We start from the raw sequence: 15,420 nt of genomic DNA, 5'->3' as shown, positions 1-15,420 counted from the left end.
GTTGCTCTAGTCATGCGAGCGGAAGGCGGCATCCGCCGGCGCATCTTTCGCCGGCTTCGTCAAAGCCGGCACGGCGTCGCAATCCGTCCTTGCAATCTATTAATCTATTGAACTTTATACTAAGCGACGCCCATGTATTGCTGGACAATGGCCGGCTCGGCGCGCAGGCGCTCCGAACTGCCTTGCCAGACCACCCTGCCCTTTTCCATGACAAAGTGGCGGTCGGCGAACTTCATGAGGGCGCCGACGTTCTTGTCGATCACGATCTGCGACAGGCCCTCCTGCTTCAGGGCCGCCAGCGCCGTCCAGATCTCCTGGCGGATGATCGGGGCCAGGCCTTCGGTCGCTTCGTCGAGCACCAGCAGGCGCGGATTGGTCATCAGCGCGCGGCCGATCGCCAGCATCTGCTGCTCGCCGCCCGAGAGCTGCCAGCCGTGGTTGTTGCGCCTTTCCTTCAGGCGCGGGAAAAAGGCGTAGACACGCGCCAGGTCCCAGGGCCGCAAGGCCGGATTGGCGTGGCGCGGCGCGCGCGCGGTCGCGATCAGGTTTTCCTCGACCGAGAGATCCGGGAACACTTGCCGTCCCTCCGGCACCAGCCCCAGGCCGAGCCGGGCGATGCCGTGCGAGGGCATGCCCGCCAGCGCCTGGCCGGCAAAGTGGATCGTCCCCGCGCTCGGCGCGAGCATCCCGAACAGGCATTTGATCGTGGTCGAGCGCCCCATGCCGTTGCGCCCGAGGAGCGTGACGACCTCGCCCTCCTTCACCTCGAAGCCCATGCCGAACAGGGCTTGCGCCTGTCCGTACGAGGCATGCACGTCCTTCATGTCGAGCAGCACGCTCATTCATCGTCTCCTTCGCCGAGATACACGGCCCTGACTTCCGGATGTTCTCGGATCTCGTCGGGCGTTCCGGTAAACATGACCTTCCCGTAGACCAGCACCGTGATGCGGTCGGCCAGCGCGAACACGGCTTCCATGTCGTGCTCGATGAGGAGGATCGAGTAGCGCCCCTTCAGGCGCTTGAGCATGGCCACCACGGCCGCCGATTCCTGCACGCTCATGCCGGCCATCGGCTCGTCGAGCAGCAGGAAGCGGGGCTTGGCGGCCAGGGCCATCGCCATTTCGAGCTGGCGCCGTTCGCCATAGGCCAGGTCGGCGGCCGGCACGTCGGCGCGCGCGGCCAGGCCGCAGGCTTCGAGCGCTTCGTCCGCCGCCTTGGCCGGCTTGCTGCGCGAGAGCAGCGGCTGGAGGAAGCCCCAGCCGTGCTCCTGGGCGCCGAGCGCGGCCAGGGCCGCGTTCTCGCGGACCGTGAAGGCATCGAACACCGAGGTGATCTGGTAGGAACGCAGCAGGCCGCGGCGCGCCCGGCTGTGGATCGGCAAGCCGGTGACGTCGGCCCCGTCGAACCACACCTTGCCCTCGTTCGAGGCCATCTCGCCCGACAGCTGGTTGATCAGGGTGGTCTTGCCGGCGCCGTTCGGGCCGATGATGGCGTGCAGCTCGCCGGGCGCGAGGTCGAGCGAGACCTGGTCGGTGACCAGGATGCCGCCGAAGCGCTTGACGAGGTTTTCGGTGCGCAGGATGCTCATGCGTGCTCCTTGGAAGTGCTTAACGGCGCGGTCATTGGCGCTGCCGGATCCGGAGCGGGCTTGCGCGTCCCGAGTTTCGCCAGCAGCCCCGCGATGCCGGGGGTGCGCAACAGCGCGATGAGGAAGATGGCGAGTCCGAACACGGCCTGCCAGGACTCGGTGATCGACTTGAGCACTTCCTCGGCGCCGAGGAACACCAGCGCGCCCAGGAAGGGGCCGAACACGGTGCCGAGGCCGCCGAGCACGATCATCACGATCAGGTCGCCCGAGACGATCCAGCTCAATGTGGACGGCGAAGCAAAAGCCGTCAGGTTCGCCAGCAGCATGCCGGCGATCCCGCACAGCACCGCCGACATCACGTAGGCAGCCAGCTGGTAGCGGCTGCTCTGGAAGCCGATCGCGTTCACCCGGCGCGCATTCTCGCGCGCGCCGCGCAGCACCATGCCGAAGGGCGCCACGCGCAGGCGCGCGCTCCACCAGATCAGCAGGCACAGGATCGCCAGCGCCACCCAGTACAGGGGCTGGGCCTGGCCCAGGTTCACGCCGAAGAACTCGCTGGTGTAGGTGATCGGGGTGCCGTCGTCGCCGCCGTACTGCTTCAGGCTGACGAACACGAAGTAGCCCATCTGCGCAAAAGCCAGGGTGATCATGATGAAGCCGATGCCCTTGGTGCGCAGGCTGACCGCGCCCGTTAGCAAACCGACCAGCGCGCACACCACCACGCAGATGGCCAGGTGTACCCAGCCGTTGCCGATCTCGTAGAACGAGGGAATGGCCACGCTGTAGGCGCCGATCCCGAGGAACAGGGCGTGCCCCAGGCTGACCAGGCCGCCGAAGCCGAGCGCCAGGTTGAGCGCCGTCGCCGCGATCGCGTAGATCACGATGCGGGCAAAAAAGGCGATCCAGAAGCTCTCGCCGGAAGCCTGGGCCGCGAAGGGCACGCTAGCGAGCAGCACCAGCAGCAGCACCGGCACGAAGTGTCCGGGCTTGCGAAGTAAATCCAACATCAAGTCCTCCCGGCGGGAAACAGGCCTTGCGGGCGCACTGCGAGCACCACGGCCATCAGCAAGTAAATCAGCATCGACGCCAGCGCCGGCCCGGCGGCATTCGCCACGTCGCGGCTGGCGACTTCGCGCAGCAGGGTCGGCAGGAAGGCCCGGCCCAGCGTGTCGGCGATGCCGACGATCAGCGAGGCGTAGAAGGCGCCGCTGACCGAACCGATGCCGCCGATGACGATGACGACCAGCGCCGTGATCAGCACCGGCTCGCCCATCCCGGTCTGGATCGACATGATCGGCCCGGCCATCACGCCGGCCAATCCGGCCAGGGCCGCGCCGAGGGCGAACAGGATCGAGTTCAGCAGCTTGATGTCGACGCCGAGCGCCGCCACCATGGCCGGATTGCTGGCGCCGGCGCGGATCAGCATGCCGAGGCGGGTGCGGTGCATCAGCAGGTGGGCGCCGAACGCGACGGCCAGGCCGACCACGATGATGGCGAAGCGGTAGCCCGGATAGCTCACGCCGAGCAGGTCCACCGTGCCCTCGAGGAAGGACGGCAGCGGCAGGAAGTAAGGCTGCGGGCCCCACACGATGCGCGTCAGCTCGTTAAAGAACAGCACCAGGCCGAAGGTCGCCAGCACATGGTCGAGGTGGTCGCGCCGGTACAGGCGCGAGATCGCGGTCCGTTCCAGCAGCAGCCCGAGCAGCGTGCAGCCGGCCACCGCCGCCAGCACCGCCAGCCCGAAGGACTCGGTGCGCTGCCAGGCAGTGGCGGCGAAATAGGCGCCCAGCATGTACAGCGAGCCGTGCGCCAGGTTCACGAAGCTCATGATCCCGAACACCAGGGTCAGGCCCGCGGCCAGCAGGAACAGCAGGACGCCGAACTGGAGGCCGTTCAGCATCTGCGTCAGGACGAGGCTCAAGCTCATCTTAAATTCCCCTGCCCCGCCTTACGGCAGCGCGCACTTCGAAACGTAGACGTCGCCGTGGTTCGTCAGCGGCGTGCCGAGCATTTTCACGGTCGGGTTTGCGCCGCTGCCGGTGACCTGGAACGCGTAGTAGTTCTGGATCGGCAGGTTGTTCTTATTGAAGCGGAACGGGCCGCGCACCGACTTGAATTCCTGGCCGGCCGCCTTGACCGCGGCTGCCAGCTTCTTCTTGTCGCCGTACTGGGCGCCGGTCTTGCGGATCGCCACGTCGAGCAGGCGCGCCGCATCGTAGCCGGTCGCGGCGTACTCGCTCGGCACGCGCTTGTACTTGGCCGTGAAGGCGGCCACGAACTGCTTGTTTTCCGGCGTGTCGAGCGCGGCGTCCCACATGGCGCCCGAGATGGTGCCGGTGGCGGCGTTGCGCAGGGCCGGCATGGTGGTGCCGTCGACGGTGAAGACGGAGTAGTTCGGGATCTTCGACAGCAGGCCGGCCTGGCTCAGCTGGCGCACGTAGTTGACGCCCATCCCGCCCGGATAGAAGGCGAACACGGCGTCGGGCGCGGCCGCCTGCAGCTGCGCGATCTCGGCCGAGTAGTCGGACTGGCCGACCTGGGTGTAGACCTCGTCGACGATCTCGCCCTTGAAGTAGCGCTTGAAGCCGGCCAGCATGTCCTTGCCTGCCTGGTAGTTCGGCGCCATCAGGTAGACCCGCTTGTGGCCCTTCTCCTGCATGAACTTGCCCATGCTTTCGGCCGCGCCGTCGTTCGGCCAGGCCACCGAGAACACGTTGGCCGCGCACATCGCGCCGGCCATCGGCGACGGCCCGGCATTGGTGGCGATCGCCGGCGTGCCCGAATCGGAGAGCACCTTCAGGCTGGCCATCAGCACGTTCGAAAAGCCGAGGCCGACGATGGCGTGGACCTTTTCCTTGTCGATGAACTTGCGGGTGATCTGGTTGCCCACTTCCGGCTTGAGCTGGTCGTCTTCCTTGAGGACCTTGACCGCCTGGCCGCCGAGCTTGCCGCCGGACTGTTCCAGCGCCAGCATGAAGCCGTCGACCTGGTCCTGGCCGACCACGGCCACCGGGCCGGACAGGGGTGCCGACAGGCCGATCTTGACTTGCGCCTGGGCGCCGGTAGCGGCCACCGCGAGGGCCAGGGCTGCACAGAGTTGTTTATAGTTATTCGTCATGCTTGTCTCCTTTGTTGTGGCTTAGTTGGGTATGGGGTCAGCCGAGATCGACGAACACGCGGCTGTTTTCGATCTTGACGGGGAAGATGCGCACAGGCTCGGTCACCGGGTCGCAGGTCGGGCGGCCGTCGCGGATGTCGAATTTGCCCTGGTGCAGCGGGCATTCGATTTCGTGACCGTCCAGGAAGCCGTCGCACAGGCGCGCGTGGCCGTGGGTGCAGATGTTGGCGGTGGCATACACCTGCCCTTCCACCGCGTACAGCGCCAGCTCGAGGCCGCCGGCATTCGCCGCGGTCACGTCGTCGTCGGGCACCTCGTCGCGGGCGGCGACGTCGATCCAGTTTTCAGCCATGGTATTTCCTTTCAAATCAGTGGTTCGGAAGGCCTCACGCCCCGGTCCCGACGGCTACAGGCCGCTCGGATAGAAGGCGTCGGCGTAGACGTGTTCGGGCGCGATGCCCTTTTTCTTGATCATCATGGCGGCCGACTCGACCATCGGCGGGGCGCCGCACAGGTAGGCGCGCCACCCGGCAAAGTCGGGCCAGTCCCCGTTGAAGGCCTCGGTTACCAGGCCCGAGCGCCAGGCCGGGTTGTCGTTGCCCGCGCTGACCACGACGTGCAGGTGCAGGTTCGGATGGTCGCGCCGCAACTGCTCGAGCCATTCGAGGCCATAGACGTCGCGCGGGCCGCGCACGCCGAAATACAGGTGGATCGGGTTGGTCATGCCCCGCGCCAGCGCGCCGCGCACGATGGACAGCACCGGCGCCAGGCCCGTGCCGCCGGCCACGCACAGCATCGGGCCTTCGTGCCTGGTGCGCAGGTAGGCGGTGCCGAGCGGGCCGCTGACGCGCACCGCGTCGCCCACCTTCAGCGTCTCTTCGATGTAGCCGGTGACGCGGCCGTCGGGCACCAGGCGCACGTGGAATTCGAGTTCGTCGCTGCCGGCCACGTTCGCCATCGAATACGGGCGGATGTGATCGGGCGTGAATTGCAGGTTGGCGTACTGGCCGGGCGAGAATTCCAGCGGCTTGGCCGGTTTCAAACGCAGGCGGCGAATGTCGTGGGTGAGCGTTTCGATCGCCGTGACGGTGGCCTTGATGATGCGCGCCGGGTGCACCACGACCTCGTCGGGTTCCGGCACTTCGACCACGCAGTCGCTGGCGACCACGCTCATGCAGGCGAGGATGTAGCCCTCGTCTTCGGGATGGGTGATCTTCGATTCGCGCCCGGTCTCGAGCACGTCGCCGCGCACGACCTTGCAGCGGCAGGTGCCGCAACGGCCGGCGGTGCAGCTGTAGGAGATCGGGATCTGGTTGTTACGCAGGGCGTCGAGCAGGTTTGCGCCGGCGTCGACGGTGAGCTTGCGTCCGAGGGGCTGCACGACAATTTCCATGGCAGGCATCTTCTATGCATAAATTAAGTGCCCTCAGTATAGAAACGCCATTAATATAACGATATAGAAAGTCCCGAATACTTCACATCACTGGCAGCAATGTAAGGAAGCCATGCAACTCAAGGATATCGACCTCAATCTGCTGCTGGTGTTTCACCAGTTGCTGCTCCATCGCCGCATGTCGAAGGTGGCCGACGCGCTCGGCATGACCCAGCCCGGGGTCAGCAATGCCCTGAAACGCCTGCGCCTGCTGCTCGGCGACGAACTGTTCGTGCGCACCACGCGCGGCATGGAGCCGACGCCCTACGCCAGCACCCTGGCCGAGCCGATCGGCTATGCGCTGTCGACGATCCACGATTCCTTGAACGAGGTCAGCCACTTCGACGCGGCCACCAGCCGGCGCAAGTTCAAGATCGGCATGACCGATATCGGCGAGGTGTATTTCCTGCCGCAGCTGATGGCGGCCCTGCGTGCGGCCGCACCGGGAATCTCGGTCAGCACCGTGCGCAACGCGGCGGTCAACCTGCAGGACGAGATGGAATCGGGCCAGATCGACCTGGCGATCGGCCTGCTGCCGCAACTGAAATCGGGATATTTCCAGCGCAGCCTGTTCCGCCAGCGCTATGTGTGCATGTTCCGCGCCGGGCACGCGCTCGACAAGGAATCGATCACGCAGGAGGAATTCGAGGCCGCCGACCACGTGGTCGTGGTCTCGAGCGGCACCGGGCACGCGATCGTGGATTTGACCATGGAGCGCCTCAACGTGCAGCGTTCGGTCTGCCTGACGGTGCCCCACTTCGTCGCGGTCGGGCATATCCTGGCCTCGAGCACCATGATCGCCACCGTGCCCGAGCGCTATGCGATGGCGTGCACCGAACCGTTCGGATTGCGCTACGTCCAGCATCCGCTGGCGCTGCCCGAGATCAACATCAACCTGTTCTGGCACGCGCGTTTCAACAAGGACCCGGCGAACAAGTGGTTGCGCAGTTTGATTTTCGAGACGTTTGCGGACGGGAAGAACGCTTTCGCGGCCGCGTAGGGTGTGGCCGGGCCGCGCAGGCTCCGCCCACGCGTAAAGCATGCGTCTCTTTGGCGCATACGTTACGCGTGGACACAGGTGTTGGCCTTCCCCTACCTCTAGCCGCCCTCCCGATAGTCAAACCTTATTACCGGGAAGAACATTACCAGGAAAGCAACGCAGCCTATAAGACTTCTACCTATCGCCGACGCGCAACGGTCTCCAACCGCCGGAATGCTGGATCTTGCCCAAGTCTCCCGGCCGCTGATCGGATTCGATCGAGTGCCTCAGCGAGGTCCATAGGGACTACTGAGCCCTCAGCCGTGCCAATACTCAAGTCCAGCAGACGCAGGAGTGCGGCTGCCATCTCTGGCGTATTAATCGATGCGAGCTGAGGAACTCCGTCAACGTCGCCCCCCAACCCGAAATCGTACATTGACCAGCAATCAAACGGCACTAGGAAGCGCTCAACGGCGCTGACCGCCTCGCTAAACGCCTCGCCCGACGCAGCAGGCAGGTCTGCGAATGCTGCGCTGACGCCGCGCGTGGACAGCGAATGCTCCTGCGGCCAGACGTTTTTGAGGAAAGGCGCTACGGCAAGATGAAATACCTCGCCTGCGGACTGCCGCGGTTGAATTTTCGTGTTACTCGCCATCGAGCTCAGGAAGCGTTGTACCGTTTGTGCAGCATTGGCTCGCACTTCGTCATCCACAGCGCGCAGCGTTTGCTGGACTTTCGCATTCGCAATCACCGGATCCCTTCCTTCGCGGAATGCATGCAGGGATTCAAGTACAAGGCTGGACAGTAGGGAGCTTCGCGTTTCGCGCCCCAATCGGCGATCGGTCGCCCTGTCCGCGAACTGGTGGCCGATTACCTTCAGCACATCAGTAAATTGCGTGCGTCGCGCGATGGCACGCCAAAGGGCTAAGGATTGCGCGTCGTTCGCGATCAGTGGCGTTACTAGGTTATGTTTGGACCATTCCTCGTCAGCTTTTAGGAAGTATGGAAGCGCTTCAATCAGTCGATGCCGTCCAATAAGGCCCGCCTTGCCGCCCGCGGCAATGATCGAGTCACGCATGACGCGCAGCAAATCACTTTTCTTGAATGGATTCCGACCGCCTTGGATGTTGGGGCACAACACAAGGAAAACACCAACCAGCCTGCCCGCAGCCGTGTTGAGCGTGTCCAGATCCGAGGGTTCGGAGTCGGGGCCGTCTACAATAAGTTGGTTTAGATCAATGGTTTCCGTCTCGCCGGTTGTCTTGTTCGTGACCGCTACCGCAATGGGCCAGAGCTTGATCCATACGGCTGCAAGTCCTGGCGATTTCGCGACGATGTGCTCCCACGACGAGATCCAGTGCGTAACTCCCTCGATAGCTGGCTCGATCGTAGTGGTCGGCAATAGCTCTAACAGCGCCAGAACGCGATCTCCCATACGCCGGTTTTTTAGAGTAGCCTTTCTATCCCCATTCAGCGCCTTGTGTGACCAGCCGAAACGATCCCAAGTGTTAGGGAATTCGGCGCCGCCACCCGGCGTGGCCTCAAAATCGGACAGAATCAAGCTGGCGTTTTCACCGCTCCGAATCCAATTGAATGCGCGCTCGGCGGGATCGTCGTTCCAACTTCGGCTAACAGAGGATAGTGCCGCCTCTAGGGCGCGCAACCGCGTTTCGCCACCAAGGTCGCTGAAGTGATCGTCCGGCTCCACTTCGACCCATCTTGAGATCCCAGAAGACAAAAATCCGAATTGGACTGAATCCATGCTGTTCAGGTCCGGGAAATCTTGCAGATGGACTGCCAGCCAACTAGAGGCTGATGCTGGAAGCCGCCCCCCAGCTACCTCGATGCGACGCAGCTCGCGTGTCGACCAATATTGCTGCGCTCTTTTGACGAGAGCACGATCCGAGTTCCGTGGCCAAAATGTACGGGATGGGCCTCTCTTGATGCGGACCAGCATCCGGTTCCGTGCATCCTCTGTAACATCGTTAAAGCGAAGCGCGCGTAACTCGGCGATCTCTGGGAATGCATGAATGTCCCAGAACGAACGATCCTCTAGTAGTGGTAGGGTATCGGACAATTCGGCCGCCGACGTGAGTTCGGCGATCTGCGAAAGCGAGGCCCAAAGCCGTAAGTGAACGGGAGTTGACATCTGTCTCCAGCGGGATACAAACGCTTGAGCCTTTCCTGGATCAAGCGCTCCTATCCTCTTCACGACAGCGTCAAGGAGTTTAACTGACGGCGCGATCCCCTCATGGAACTTGTCCACGTCCCAGTCGCGTTCTGCCCCATTTTTTACCCGATAGCCGGCGTAGTACAGCCCTCCCAGCCGCCAGAACTTGTGGTCTCCCTGCCATCCCAGCCTGTAGCCTAGAGCGATGCCGTAGTTCACCACTCCGTCGAGGGAGACACCAAGCGCGACGAGGAAGTCAACCTCCTTGATGCTGTCGAGCCGATAGATGTCGAGTTTGGCCAGCTTATGACTACTAAGTGATGCGAGGAGGAGATCCTCAACCCGGCGCGGGCGTTTGGATGTGACTGTAGTAGATGATTCAGATCGAGCGCTGACCTTGAGCCACGGTTGGACTGTATCGGTGATAGCGGAGATAAGGGAGCCCGAGCGCTCGCCGGCAACGATGCGCGGCTGGACGCGGTAGGCAACGGTTCCCGATGACTGTGGCGGCTCCCGGTCCCAACCCTCCTCAATCAAGCGCCACGCTGAGAGCCAAGGATCCTTGAGCTGCTTCGCAGCTAGACGTTCTAGAGATTGCAGGACAGCGGTGCGTTTAATGGTTTCATGCGGTTTGATTCTCAGCGCCCAATCGATAATGTGCCGTTCTGAAAGCCGCCCATGTAGAAACGCAATCAGCGTTCGGACCGCATCCGAATACTTGTCGTTGAGCAAGGGCCAGTAAGATTTCATATCGACGCCTCGCTCTCTCGCTCGAACGCAATTTCCGCGATGGCGTCCAGCCAGCCGGTGTCTGCTCCAGCTTTAGAAGCTAAACTAGAGAGCCTTATGCGGTCGCTAGTGTTTCCACGGCGAACTAAGTGGTCGAACAGATCGCGGTCGGACTCATCCGCAGCGCTCCTCGGTGACCTGACGATTCGCTTAATTTCGGCATCAACCTTTCCGGGCTTGCCGTTTACAGCGGAGAGGGCAGCCCAGCGCTCCAGTAAATTTAGAAGCGATTGGTGATGATCTTTACTGTCATATGCAATTGGCGTGATGCCGCGGCCTTTCCAGTCCTCGACAAGGACCGGGTCCGGCGTTTCGACGCCGACAAACGTGAAACGCTCCTTGAGATCATCGAAGCGTACTCCATCGGCCGCAATGGCATTCAAAAGGTAGCGCATGGGAGGGTCGTCGGCGCTATAGCCAACGAGCACCAAATGAAACAGCCTAGCTGCATCGTAAATGAAGTCTGGCACAGTGCGCCTACGCATATAGAACTCGCCGAAGTCCCGATCAGTAAAGACGAGATCGGACATTCTTTTGGAATTCCGGTCCAATGCACCATGGATATGAAGAATACCAGCGAACTCGCTACTTCGTCCTGGTCGTGGAATCCCCCCGAGCGAGTACGTTTGCAGCTTTGTCTTCCTGTTCGCACCGTTCTGTAGCAGGAGATCAAAGTTCGTGGTGACGATAGTGGAAGCGCCGCCCCGATCGGCCAGTTGCATGAGCGCTCTGTGAATAGGGGCCGGTTTCGTGCCTGCGGCACGCAGGACTTCGGTGACCGTCGCCCTGACGCGACTGGTACCCGAGGGCTTGTCGTCGATCCTACGTTCGAGCATGCCTAGTACGACATCGTAGTCCCGTCGTTTGAACCTTTTAACTTCAGCAATTTGCTGGCTGGTCAAGCCACTGAGGTCGCCGGCTTCGTCATCTTTGCTACCTGTAAGTACAGTGTGTACTCCAGTGTCAAGCTTCGCATAAACATCAACAACCAGCTTGCGGAAGTCGGGCAAGCCAGCAGGCATCGACACACCCGCTCCAGCAATGAAAAGGACTTGGCCACGGGCGTGCGCAAGCAACAGCCTTTCCGGCACGACTGGTAAGCCACTCCCTAGTGAAATCACGCGATCGCGGGGCGGCGACTTTGCAGACGATGCGAGAATAGAACTCAACGCTGACCGCCCCAAAGCCAATGCCTCGCCTTAACTGTACGGTCGAAGTTGCTACTACAAAGAATTCGCATATTCTTTCCAATGCTCGTCACGTCGGTGGTTCCTCATAGAGAGTTTTGTCTCCAGCCCTAGAAGTTCCAAGCCAGAGCCGATATGACTATTTTGGCATGGTTTATTGGCCGAAGTGCAAGAATATCTAAGCTGAGATCAGGCGTAAAGTCGAAAGCTATTATTCTCTGCTCTGGAACTGAAGCCGCAGTAGATTATCTAAATCGTCGACTTGAGTGTCCTCTTCGGCCGATTGCTGACGGCCCTGAACGGCCGCAATCGCCCCCCTTACAAATCCACTTATTGGCAAATCCGCCAACAGGATGTGGTCGTTCAACGGAAAGTTTCCAATCTATGTGGTTGCTCGGCCCTCCCTCTGGCAAGATGGAGACTCAGGGAACCAAGACAGCAGGGAATAACAGTGGACGAAGCATTCGAGGTGGTCACAGATGTCACCGAAATCTCGCGATTGAATAAGCAACTTGCGAAGCAATTGCGCGCGACCTTCCAGTACAAGGAGAGCCGTGAGATAACCTACCCAGCCGGCCACCACACTGGGACGGTGTATTTCGAAGCACCGGCTGGCACGAACGTCCGTGCTTGGTCGCCGCATACCACTTTGGACAAACTGCTGAATTTCGTGCTCTCTGCAGAGCCAAGAAGTACGAAATGGATTGAGATAGCCGTTCAGTTGAACTTCCCGGCTGGCACCTATAACCGGCGTATGGCCGGCGCTTTTGTAAAGGATGGCAGCGGCGAAATTTTCGTGGCGCATCGCGGCAAGCTGACAAAGGGTAATGCGGGGCTTCCGAAGGACAAGGTCTTCCGCGAGTTCGCAGCCGCGACAGTCGAGGCTGCTGACAACGGCAAGACCTCGAGGGTTATTCTAATTGCTGGGTTGAAAGACCCGGAGCTTGCCGACCAGCTATGGAAGTTCGCGGAGGAAGCTCGAGAGGTCGCCACTCGGCTCGGTGAGGAACTGCATGGAGATGAGAAGCGCCATTCCGCCGGTAAAGTACCATCAGATGGAGCGGTCATTCGCGGTATTGGTCGTCCTGGCAGGGCAAATGGCGACGATAGAAGCGGCCAACAGCGTACGTCGCCCGCAGAGCGCCTCCTAACGCTACGGGATTACTTCGACGAATATTCTGGTGAGGGACAGACAAAAGGGCATGGTGGCGGCAGGCGCACCGTCGAGCATGGTGCGGTCGTCCGAGCCTTGGAACTTCTGCTTCGAAGCAGAGGGAGCAGCCAGAAAGCGCAGGCCATCGATCTGGCTGTCATCGCACCGACCAAGGTCGCCCTCTTCGAGGTAAAGACCTCTGCTCGAACGACAGACGTGTACACGGGGGTCGGCCAGTTGGTCATCCACGGAGAGTGCATCGAGGAACTGCTCGGACTCGAGGTGCGACGCTACCTGGTCCTGCCTGGAGAGCCGAAGACTAGCCATAGCAAGGCAATTTCTGGCAAGGCGGACATCAAGGTTGTCACTTACCAGAAAAAGGGGGCGAAGTACGAATTTACTGGTGTGAGCTGATGTGGACGCAGTTGGGCTAGCAATCCGGCAGATTCAATGGTGGTTTGCACTACGACCACACTCCAGATGAACGCTTTGATCAATGGATTGCTCAGTTCTCGTCAGCGGAACGCTAGACAGCTTAACGTCCAGTGCTGAGCCAGTCCGGATTGTGGTGCTGGTCCACTCTGAGACGTCGAGTATGGTCAAATACTCGACGGCGGTTTTGGCGAAACGCTCGGCTATGTCCTGGCAATCCAGAGCTTACGCACCAGACAACGCGCTAACGATGAACAGAAAGCTTTTTACCAGCATTACCACTACTGAGGTATATATTAGGCACACCACAAGTAGGGCCAATTCGAAGTATGCAAACATCGCAAACGAAGTAGCTTTATATGGTCTCCGCATGAACATCCTCTTGAGCCCTTGCCGGGGCAAATGATAGATGAGCTGTTCGACGCTGAGTTGGCGAATTACCCTGATGACTGCAACCGGTGCGCCGATCACGAAGATGACCATGAAGACGTAGGAAATTAAGACATGGCGGTTCAGGCCTAGAATGGGCCATACTTCACCGGCAAACACCTTCACGCATGCGATAAAGGCTGTTTGCGAGAAATACGCGATACCGATGAATGCGATACCCCAGCTACCCAGAAAAATAAGGATACGGATGTTGGCTTTCCGCAGGGGTGGACTCAGTTTGCTGTACGAGCGCTGCGTTTCAATCGCGATCACAAGAAAGATCGCAGTTACCGCAGTTAGACCCCAGTCCATATATATGTTCCCGGTCTTCGCAACTAGAAGCGTCATCAGAAGCGCCATGACCAGTCCAATTGTCCTGCTGGCGTACTTCCAAGCGAGCCGATGGTCTTCCGAAAGAGTTGACCAGAAGGGCTCAGTGATTCCCTGGCATCTTTTCATCGTGTTCTCCAGTTGAGCAGTAATTTTTTCTTGTAAGAACTTCACCGCACGATAATCGCTTTTCCCTACGGTGGCGTTTTTCTTCGTTAAGCTCGAGGGTGCACGCCAGCGCAGAAGGCTGTCGAACGAAGGCATGGGCATACTTGACTTAGCGCGCGCTGCCTGCGGAACAGGCCTTCGGTCACCGCTCCCTCATCAATGCTTCCGACACCCGTTCAATAGACCCAAGGTCGGTCTTTTATATAGTCACGCCTCCACGCCTCTAGAAGGCAGCGCTCAACGACGAGCTTGAATCTTAATGACAAATTCTTCTGCATCATGTTCTGCCCCGGCAGGGAGCACCGATATATTGCCATGGGCAATGTCGTCGCGAATCTTCTTCAGCTTGCTGAACGTTTCAACGTCAAGGTCAGATAAATGTTTCCACTTGCAGATAACGCACCAAATAAAACGTTCCTTTAGGGAGTTCAGTTTGCTGTGCTGCGCGAGGAAGAGTGAACTTACCGTGTTTTTGATCTGATCAGAAGGAAATGCTATCAGATCGGTTAAGCACTTTTCGTGTTCAATCGTTTTAAAAGTCGCGTGCGTTTCAATTTCGATTGAGAGAAAGAAATTAAGAAACTTCTTCAGCCGATCCTTCTCTTGGAATCCGAGGTGCATAAAGCTTGCGACTCGAGGGTTTAACCTTGATGCGAACTGAATGGCGTTTTTCAAGGTTACATCGAAATCACGTTCGGTCAATTTTCTTGAAACAATCATTCTTCCATTAAATGAGATCTTGAAGTCATGAATTGTACGGCCATCAGGTGAAGTTCCATAAAATGTCTCTGCTATAGAGCGGAATCGAACCCTATGGCCATCAGCACTAAAAGTCGACTCAAGCGCTGCTAATAGTGGTGGAATCACTCCCGATTCCATTACTTTTATTTCTTGACGTGCCGTTGCAAAACCATCGTGAGTATGAAGCTCGCCATTAACCTCCATACCGTAACGCGAGCTGCTTGTATGTAAGCCCGTCGGGCCCAGTTGGACGATAGCGAATGGCGCAGATGCCTGATTTTCTTTCACCCATTTCGCTTCGTCGTCAATGAAGTCATCATCAACCAACTTGTTGCAAATTGCATTAAGCTTCGTGCCGAAGCCGATGTGGTAGGTCTGACCGTCGATAGCGCCCGTGCTTGGCGCTAGTGCATCATCATCGAAGTTCAAGCCTTCGACACTAAATATGTATAGTTTATTAAAAACACCGCTTATAGACTCGCCGTCAGGAAGTTGAGTAAATCCCATAAGTTCTAGGCCGTGGTTTGTGATTCCCATTATTTCTTCCGTGATACGTGATAGTAATCGAGCCAGATGGTCCGGCGTTTCGATGAGTATGAGGCGCGCCGCTTGCGAACTTCCATTGAAAAAGCCCGGAGCAACTTTTTAAGCAGACTATGACAGGGTAAAGACTCCAACTGATCAACTGATACGCGTTCGGTCCGTAGGGGCCGTTCTAGACAGTCGAGTTATCGCTCCTCTGCATCCGTGAGGTAACGAAGTCGAGTTTCTCAAAAATAGGTCTCTAGCGGACGGTCGGAATGGCTCAGTGTATGAGGTTGTTGCTCTCAGAGCAAGTAACTAGTTTTGTTACGCGCTCCAGGTCGCTTGACTGCCTTTGGCGCGACGAAACTACAACTTCGCG

The 15,420-nt window shown here is 59.5% G+C and carries 14 protein-coding genes; 2 read left to right on the top strand and 12 right to left on the bottom strand.

Annotated features, from left to right (window positions below):
* Nucleotides 1-119: 119 nt before the first annotated feature.
* The 7 genes from ACFPAH_RS09860 to ACFPAH_RS09830 are packed head-to-tail and all read right to left on the bottom strand — an operon-like array spanning nt 120 to nt 6,099.
* Nucleotides 120-842 (bottom strand): ABC transporter ATP-binding protein, encoded by a 723-nt coding sequence (locus ACFPAH_RS09860; protein ID WP_379744204.1) that lies wholly within the window; start codon nt 840-842, stop codon nt 120-122.
* Nucleotides 839-1,588: an ABC transporter ATP-binding protein gene (locus ACFPAH_RS09855; RefSeq protein ID WP_379744202.1), complete on the bottom strand. Its 750-nt coding sequence runs from the start codon at nt 1,586-1,588 to the stop codon at nt 839-841. The genes ACFPAH_RS09860 and ACFPAH_RS09855 overlap by 4 nt, the downstream gene beginning before the upstream one ends.
* A complete protein-coding gene (locus ACFPAH_RS09850) occupies nt 1,585-2,595 on the bottom strand; it encodes a branched-chain amino acid ABC transporter permease (protein WP_379744200.1) in 1,011 nt (336 codons plus the stop codon). Before ACFPAH_RS09850 ends, ACFPAH_RS09855 begins: the two co-directional genes overlap by 4 nt.
* Entirely contained in the window at nt 2,595-3,515 is a 921-nt protein-coding gene (locus ACFPAH_RS09845) for a branched-chain amino acid ABC transporter permease (protein WP_379744198.1), read from the bottom strand. The genes ACFPAH_RS09850 and ACFPAH_RS09845 overlap by 1 nt, the downstream gene beginning before the upstream one ends.
* A gap of 21 nt (nt 3,516-3,536) precedes the next feature.
* On the bottom strand, nt 3,537-4,706 hold the full coding sequence (locus ACFPAH_RS09840) for an ABC transporter substrate-binding protein (protein WP_379744196.1): 1,170 nt from the start codon (nt 4,704-4,706) through the stop codon (nt 3,537-3,539).
* Between the two features lie 37 nt (nt 4,707-4,743).
* Nucleotides 4,744-5,058: a non-heme iron oxygenase ferredoxin subunit gene (locus ACFPAH_RS09835; RefSeq protein WP_379744194.1), complete on the bottom strand. Its 315-nt coding sequence runs from the start codon at nt 5,056-5,058 to the stop codon at nt 4,744-4,746.
* Nucleotides 5,059-5,112: 54 nt separating this feature from the next.
* Nucleotides 5,113-6,099 (bottom strand): 2Fe-2S iron-sulfur cluster-binding protein, encoded by a 987-nt coding sequence (locus ACFPAH_RS09830; protein WP_379744192.1) that lies wholly within the window; start codon nt 6,097-6,099, stop codon nt 5,113-5,115.
* 112 nt (nt 6,100-6,211) lie between these two features.
* On the opposite strand from ACFPAH_RS09830, the gene ACFPAH_RS09825 reads away from it, so the two are divergent.
* The gene (locus ACFPAH_RS09825) at nt 6,212-7,138 is read left to right on the top strand and encodes a LysR family transcriptional regulator (protein ID WP_379744190.1); all 927 of its coding nucleotides are present in this window, start codon (nt 6,212-6,214) and stop codon (nt 7,136-7,138) included.
* Between the two features lie 178 nt (nt 7,139-7,316).
* Here ACFPAH_RS09825 and ACFPAH_RS09820 read toward each other — a convergent pair whose 3' ends face one another.
* From ACFPAH_RS09820 to ACFPAH_RS09810, 3 genes are all read right to left on the bottom strand, one after another.
* Nucleotides 7,317-10,037, bottom strand: a complete 2,721-nt coding sequence (locus tag ACFPAH_RS09820) for a hypothetical protein (RefSeq protein ID WP_379744188.1) — start codon at nt 10,035-10,037, stop codon at nt 7,317-7,319.
* Nucleotides 10,034-11,152: an SIR2 family protein gene (locus tag ACFPAH_RS09815; protein WP_379744186.1), complete on the bottom strand. Its 1,119-nt coding sequence runs from the start codon at nt 11,150-11,152 to the stop codon at nt 10,034-10,036. Before ACFPAH_RS09815 ends, ACFPAH_RS09820 begins: the two co-directional genes overlap by 4 nt.
* Nucleotides 11,153-11,474: 322 nt before the next feature.
* Nucleotides 11,475-11,630: a hypothetical protein gene (locus ACFPAH_RS09810; protein WP_379744184.1), complete on the bottom strand. Its 156-nt coding sequence runs from the start codon at nt 11,628-11,630 to the stop codon at nt 11,475-11,477.
* Between the two features lie 84 nt (nt 11,631-11,714).
* Here ACFPAH_RS09810 and ACFPAH_RS09805 point away from each other — a divergent pair, with 84 nt between their 5' ends.
* On the top strand, nt 11,715-12,830 hold the full coding sequence (locus tag ACFPAH_RS09805) for a hypothetical protein (protein ID WP_379744182.1): 1,116 nt from the start codon (nt 11,715-11,717) through the stop codon (nt 12,828-12,830).
* Between the two features lie 243 nt (nt 12,831-13,073).
* On the opposite strand, the gene ACFPAH_RS09800 is transcribed toward ACFPAH_RS09805, so the two are convergent.
* Nucleotides 13,074-13,871, bottom strand: coding sequence for a hypothetical protein (locus ACFPAH_RS09800; protein WP_379744180.1), 798 nt, complete (start codon nt 13,869-13,871; stop codon nt 13,074-13,076).
* Between the two features lie 141 nt (nt 13,872-14,012).
* The gene (locus ACFPAH_RS09795; protein ID WP_379744178.1) at nt 14,013-15,053 is read right to left on the bottom strand and encodes a hypothetical protein; all 1,041 of its coding nucleotides are present in this window, start codon (nt 15,051-15,053) and stop codon (nt 14,013-14,015) included.
* Between the last annotated feature and the right edge of the window lie 367 nt (nt 15,054-15,420).

Source organism: Massilia sp. GCM10023247 (assembly GCF_042653325.1).
In the GTDB taxonomy this organism is placed as follows: domain Bacteria; phylum Pseudomonadota; class Gammaproteobacteria; order Burkholderiales; family Burkholderiaceae_D; genus Telluria.
Note: the sequence above shows the minus strand (reverse complement) of the source record. Positions and strands in the feature narration are given on the sequence as shown.

Excerpts from the sequence above, each read along its gene's own strand:
- ACFPAH_RS09795 (WP_379744178.1), bottom strand. The coding sequence starts at position 15,053 with ATGGGAATCACAAACCACGGCCTAGAACTTATGGGATTTACTCAACTT.
- ACFPAH_RS09845 (WP_379744198.1), bottom strand. The coding sequence starts at position 3,515 with ATGAGCTTGAGCCTCGTCCTGACGCAGATGCTGAACGGCCTCCAGTTC.
- ACFPAH_RS09800 (WP_379744180.1), bottom strand. The coding sequence starts at position 13,871 with ATGCCTTCGTTCGACAGCCTTCTGCGCTGGCGTGCACCCTCGAGCTTA.
- ACFPAH_RS09830 (WP_379744192.1), bottom strand. The coding sequence starts at position 6,099 with ATGGAAATTGTCGTGCAGCCCCTCGGACGCAAGCTCACCGTCGACGCC.
- ACFPAH_RS09860 (WP_379744204.1), bottom strand. The coding sequence starts at position 842 with ATGAGCGTGCTGCTCGACATGAAGGACGTGCATGCCTCGTACGGACAG.
- ACFPAH_RS09820 (WP_379744188.1), bottom strand. The coding sequence starts at position 10,037 with ATGAAATCTTACTGGCCCTTGCTCAACGACAAGTATTCGGATGCGGTC.
- ACFPAH_RS09850 (WP_379744200.1), bottom strand. The coding sequence starts at position 2,595 with ATGTTGGATTTACTTCGCAAGCCCGGACACTTCGTGCCGGTGCTGCTG.
- ACFPAH_RS09825 (WP_379744190.1), top strand. The coding sequence starts at position 6,212 with ATGCAACTCAAGGATATCGACCTCAATCTGCTGCTGGTGTTTCACCAG.
- ACFPAH_RS09835 (WP_379744194.1), bottom strand. The coding sequence starts at position 5,058 with ATGGCTGAAAACTGGATCGACGTCGCCGCCCGCGACGAGGTGCCCGAC.
- ACFPAH_RS09855 (WP_379744202.1), bottom strand. The coding sequence starts at position 1,588 with ATGAGCATCCTGCGCACCGAAAACCTCGTCAAGCGCTTCGGCGGCATC.
- ACFPAH_RS09840 (WP_379744196.1), bottom strand. The coding sequence starts at position 4,706 with ATGACGAATAACTATAAACAACTCTGTGCAGCCCTGGCCCTCGCGGTG.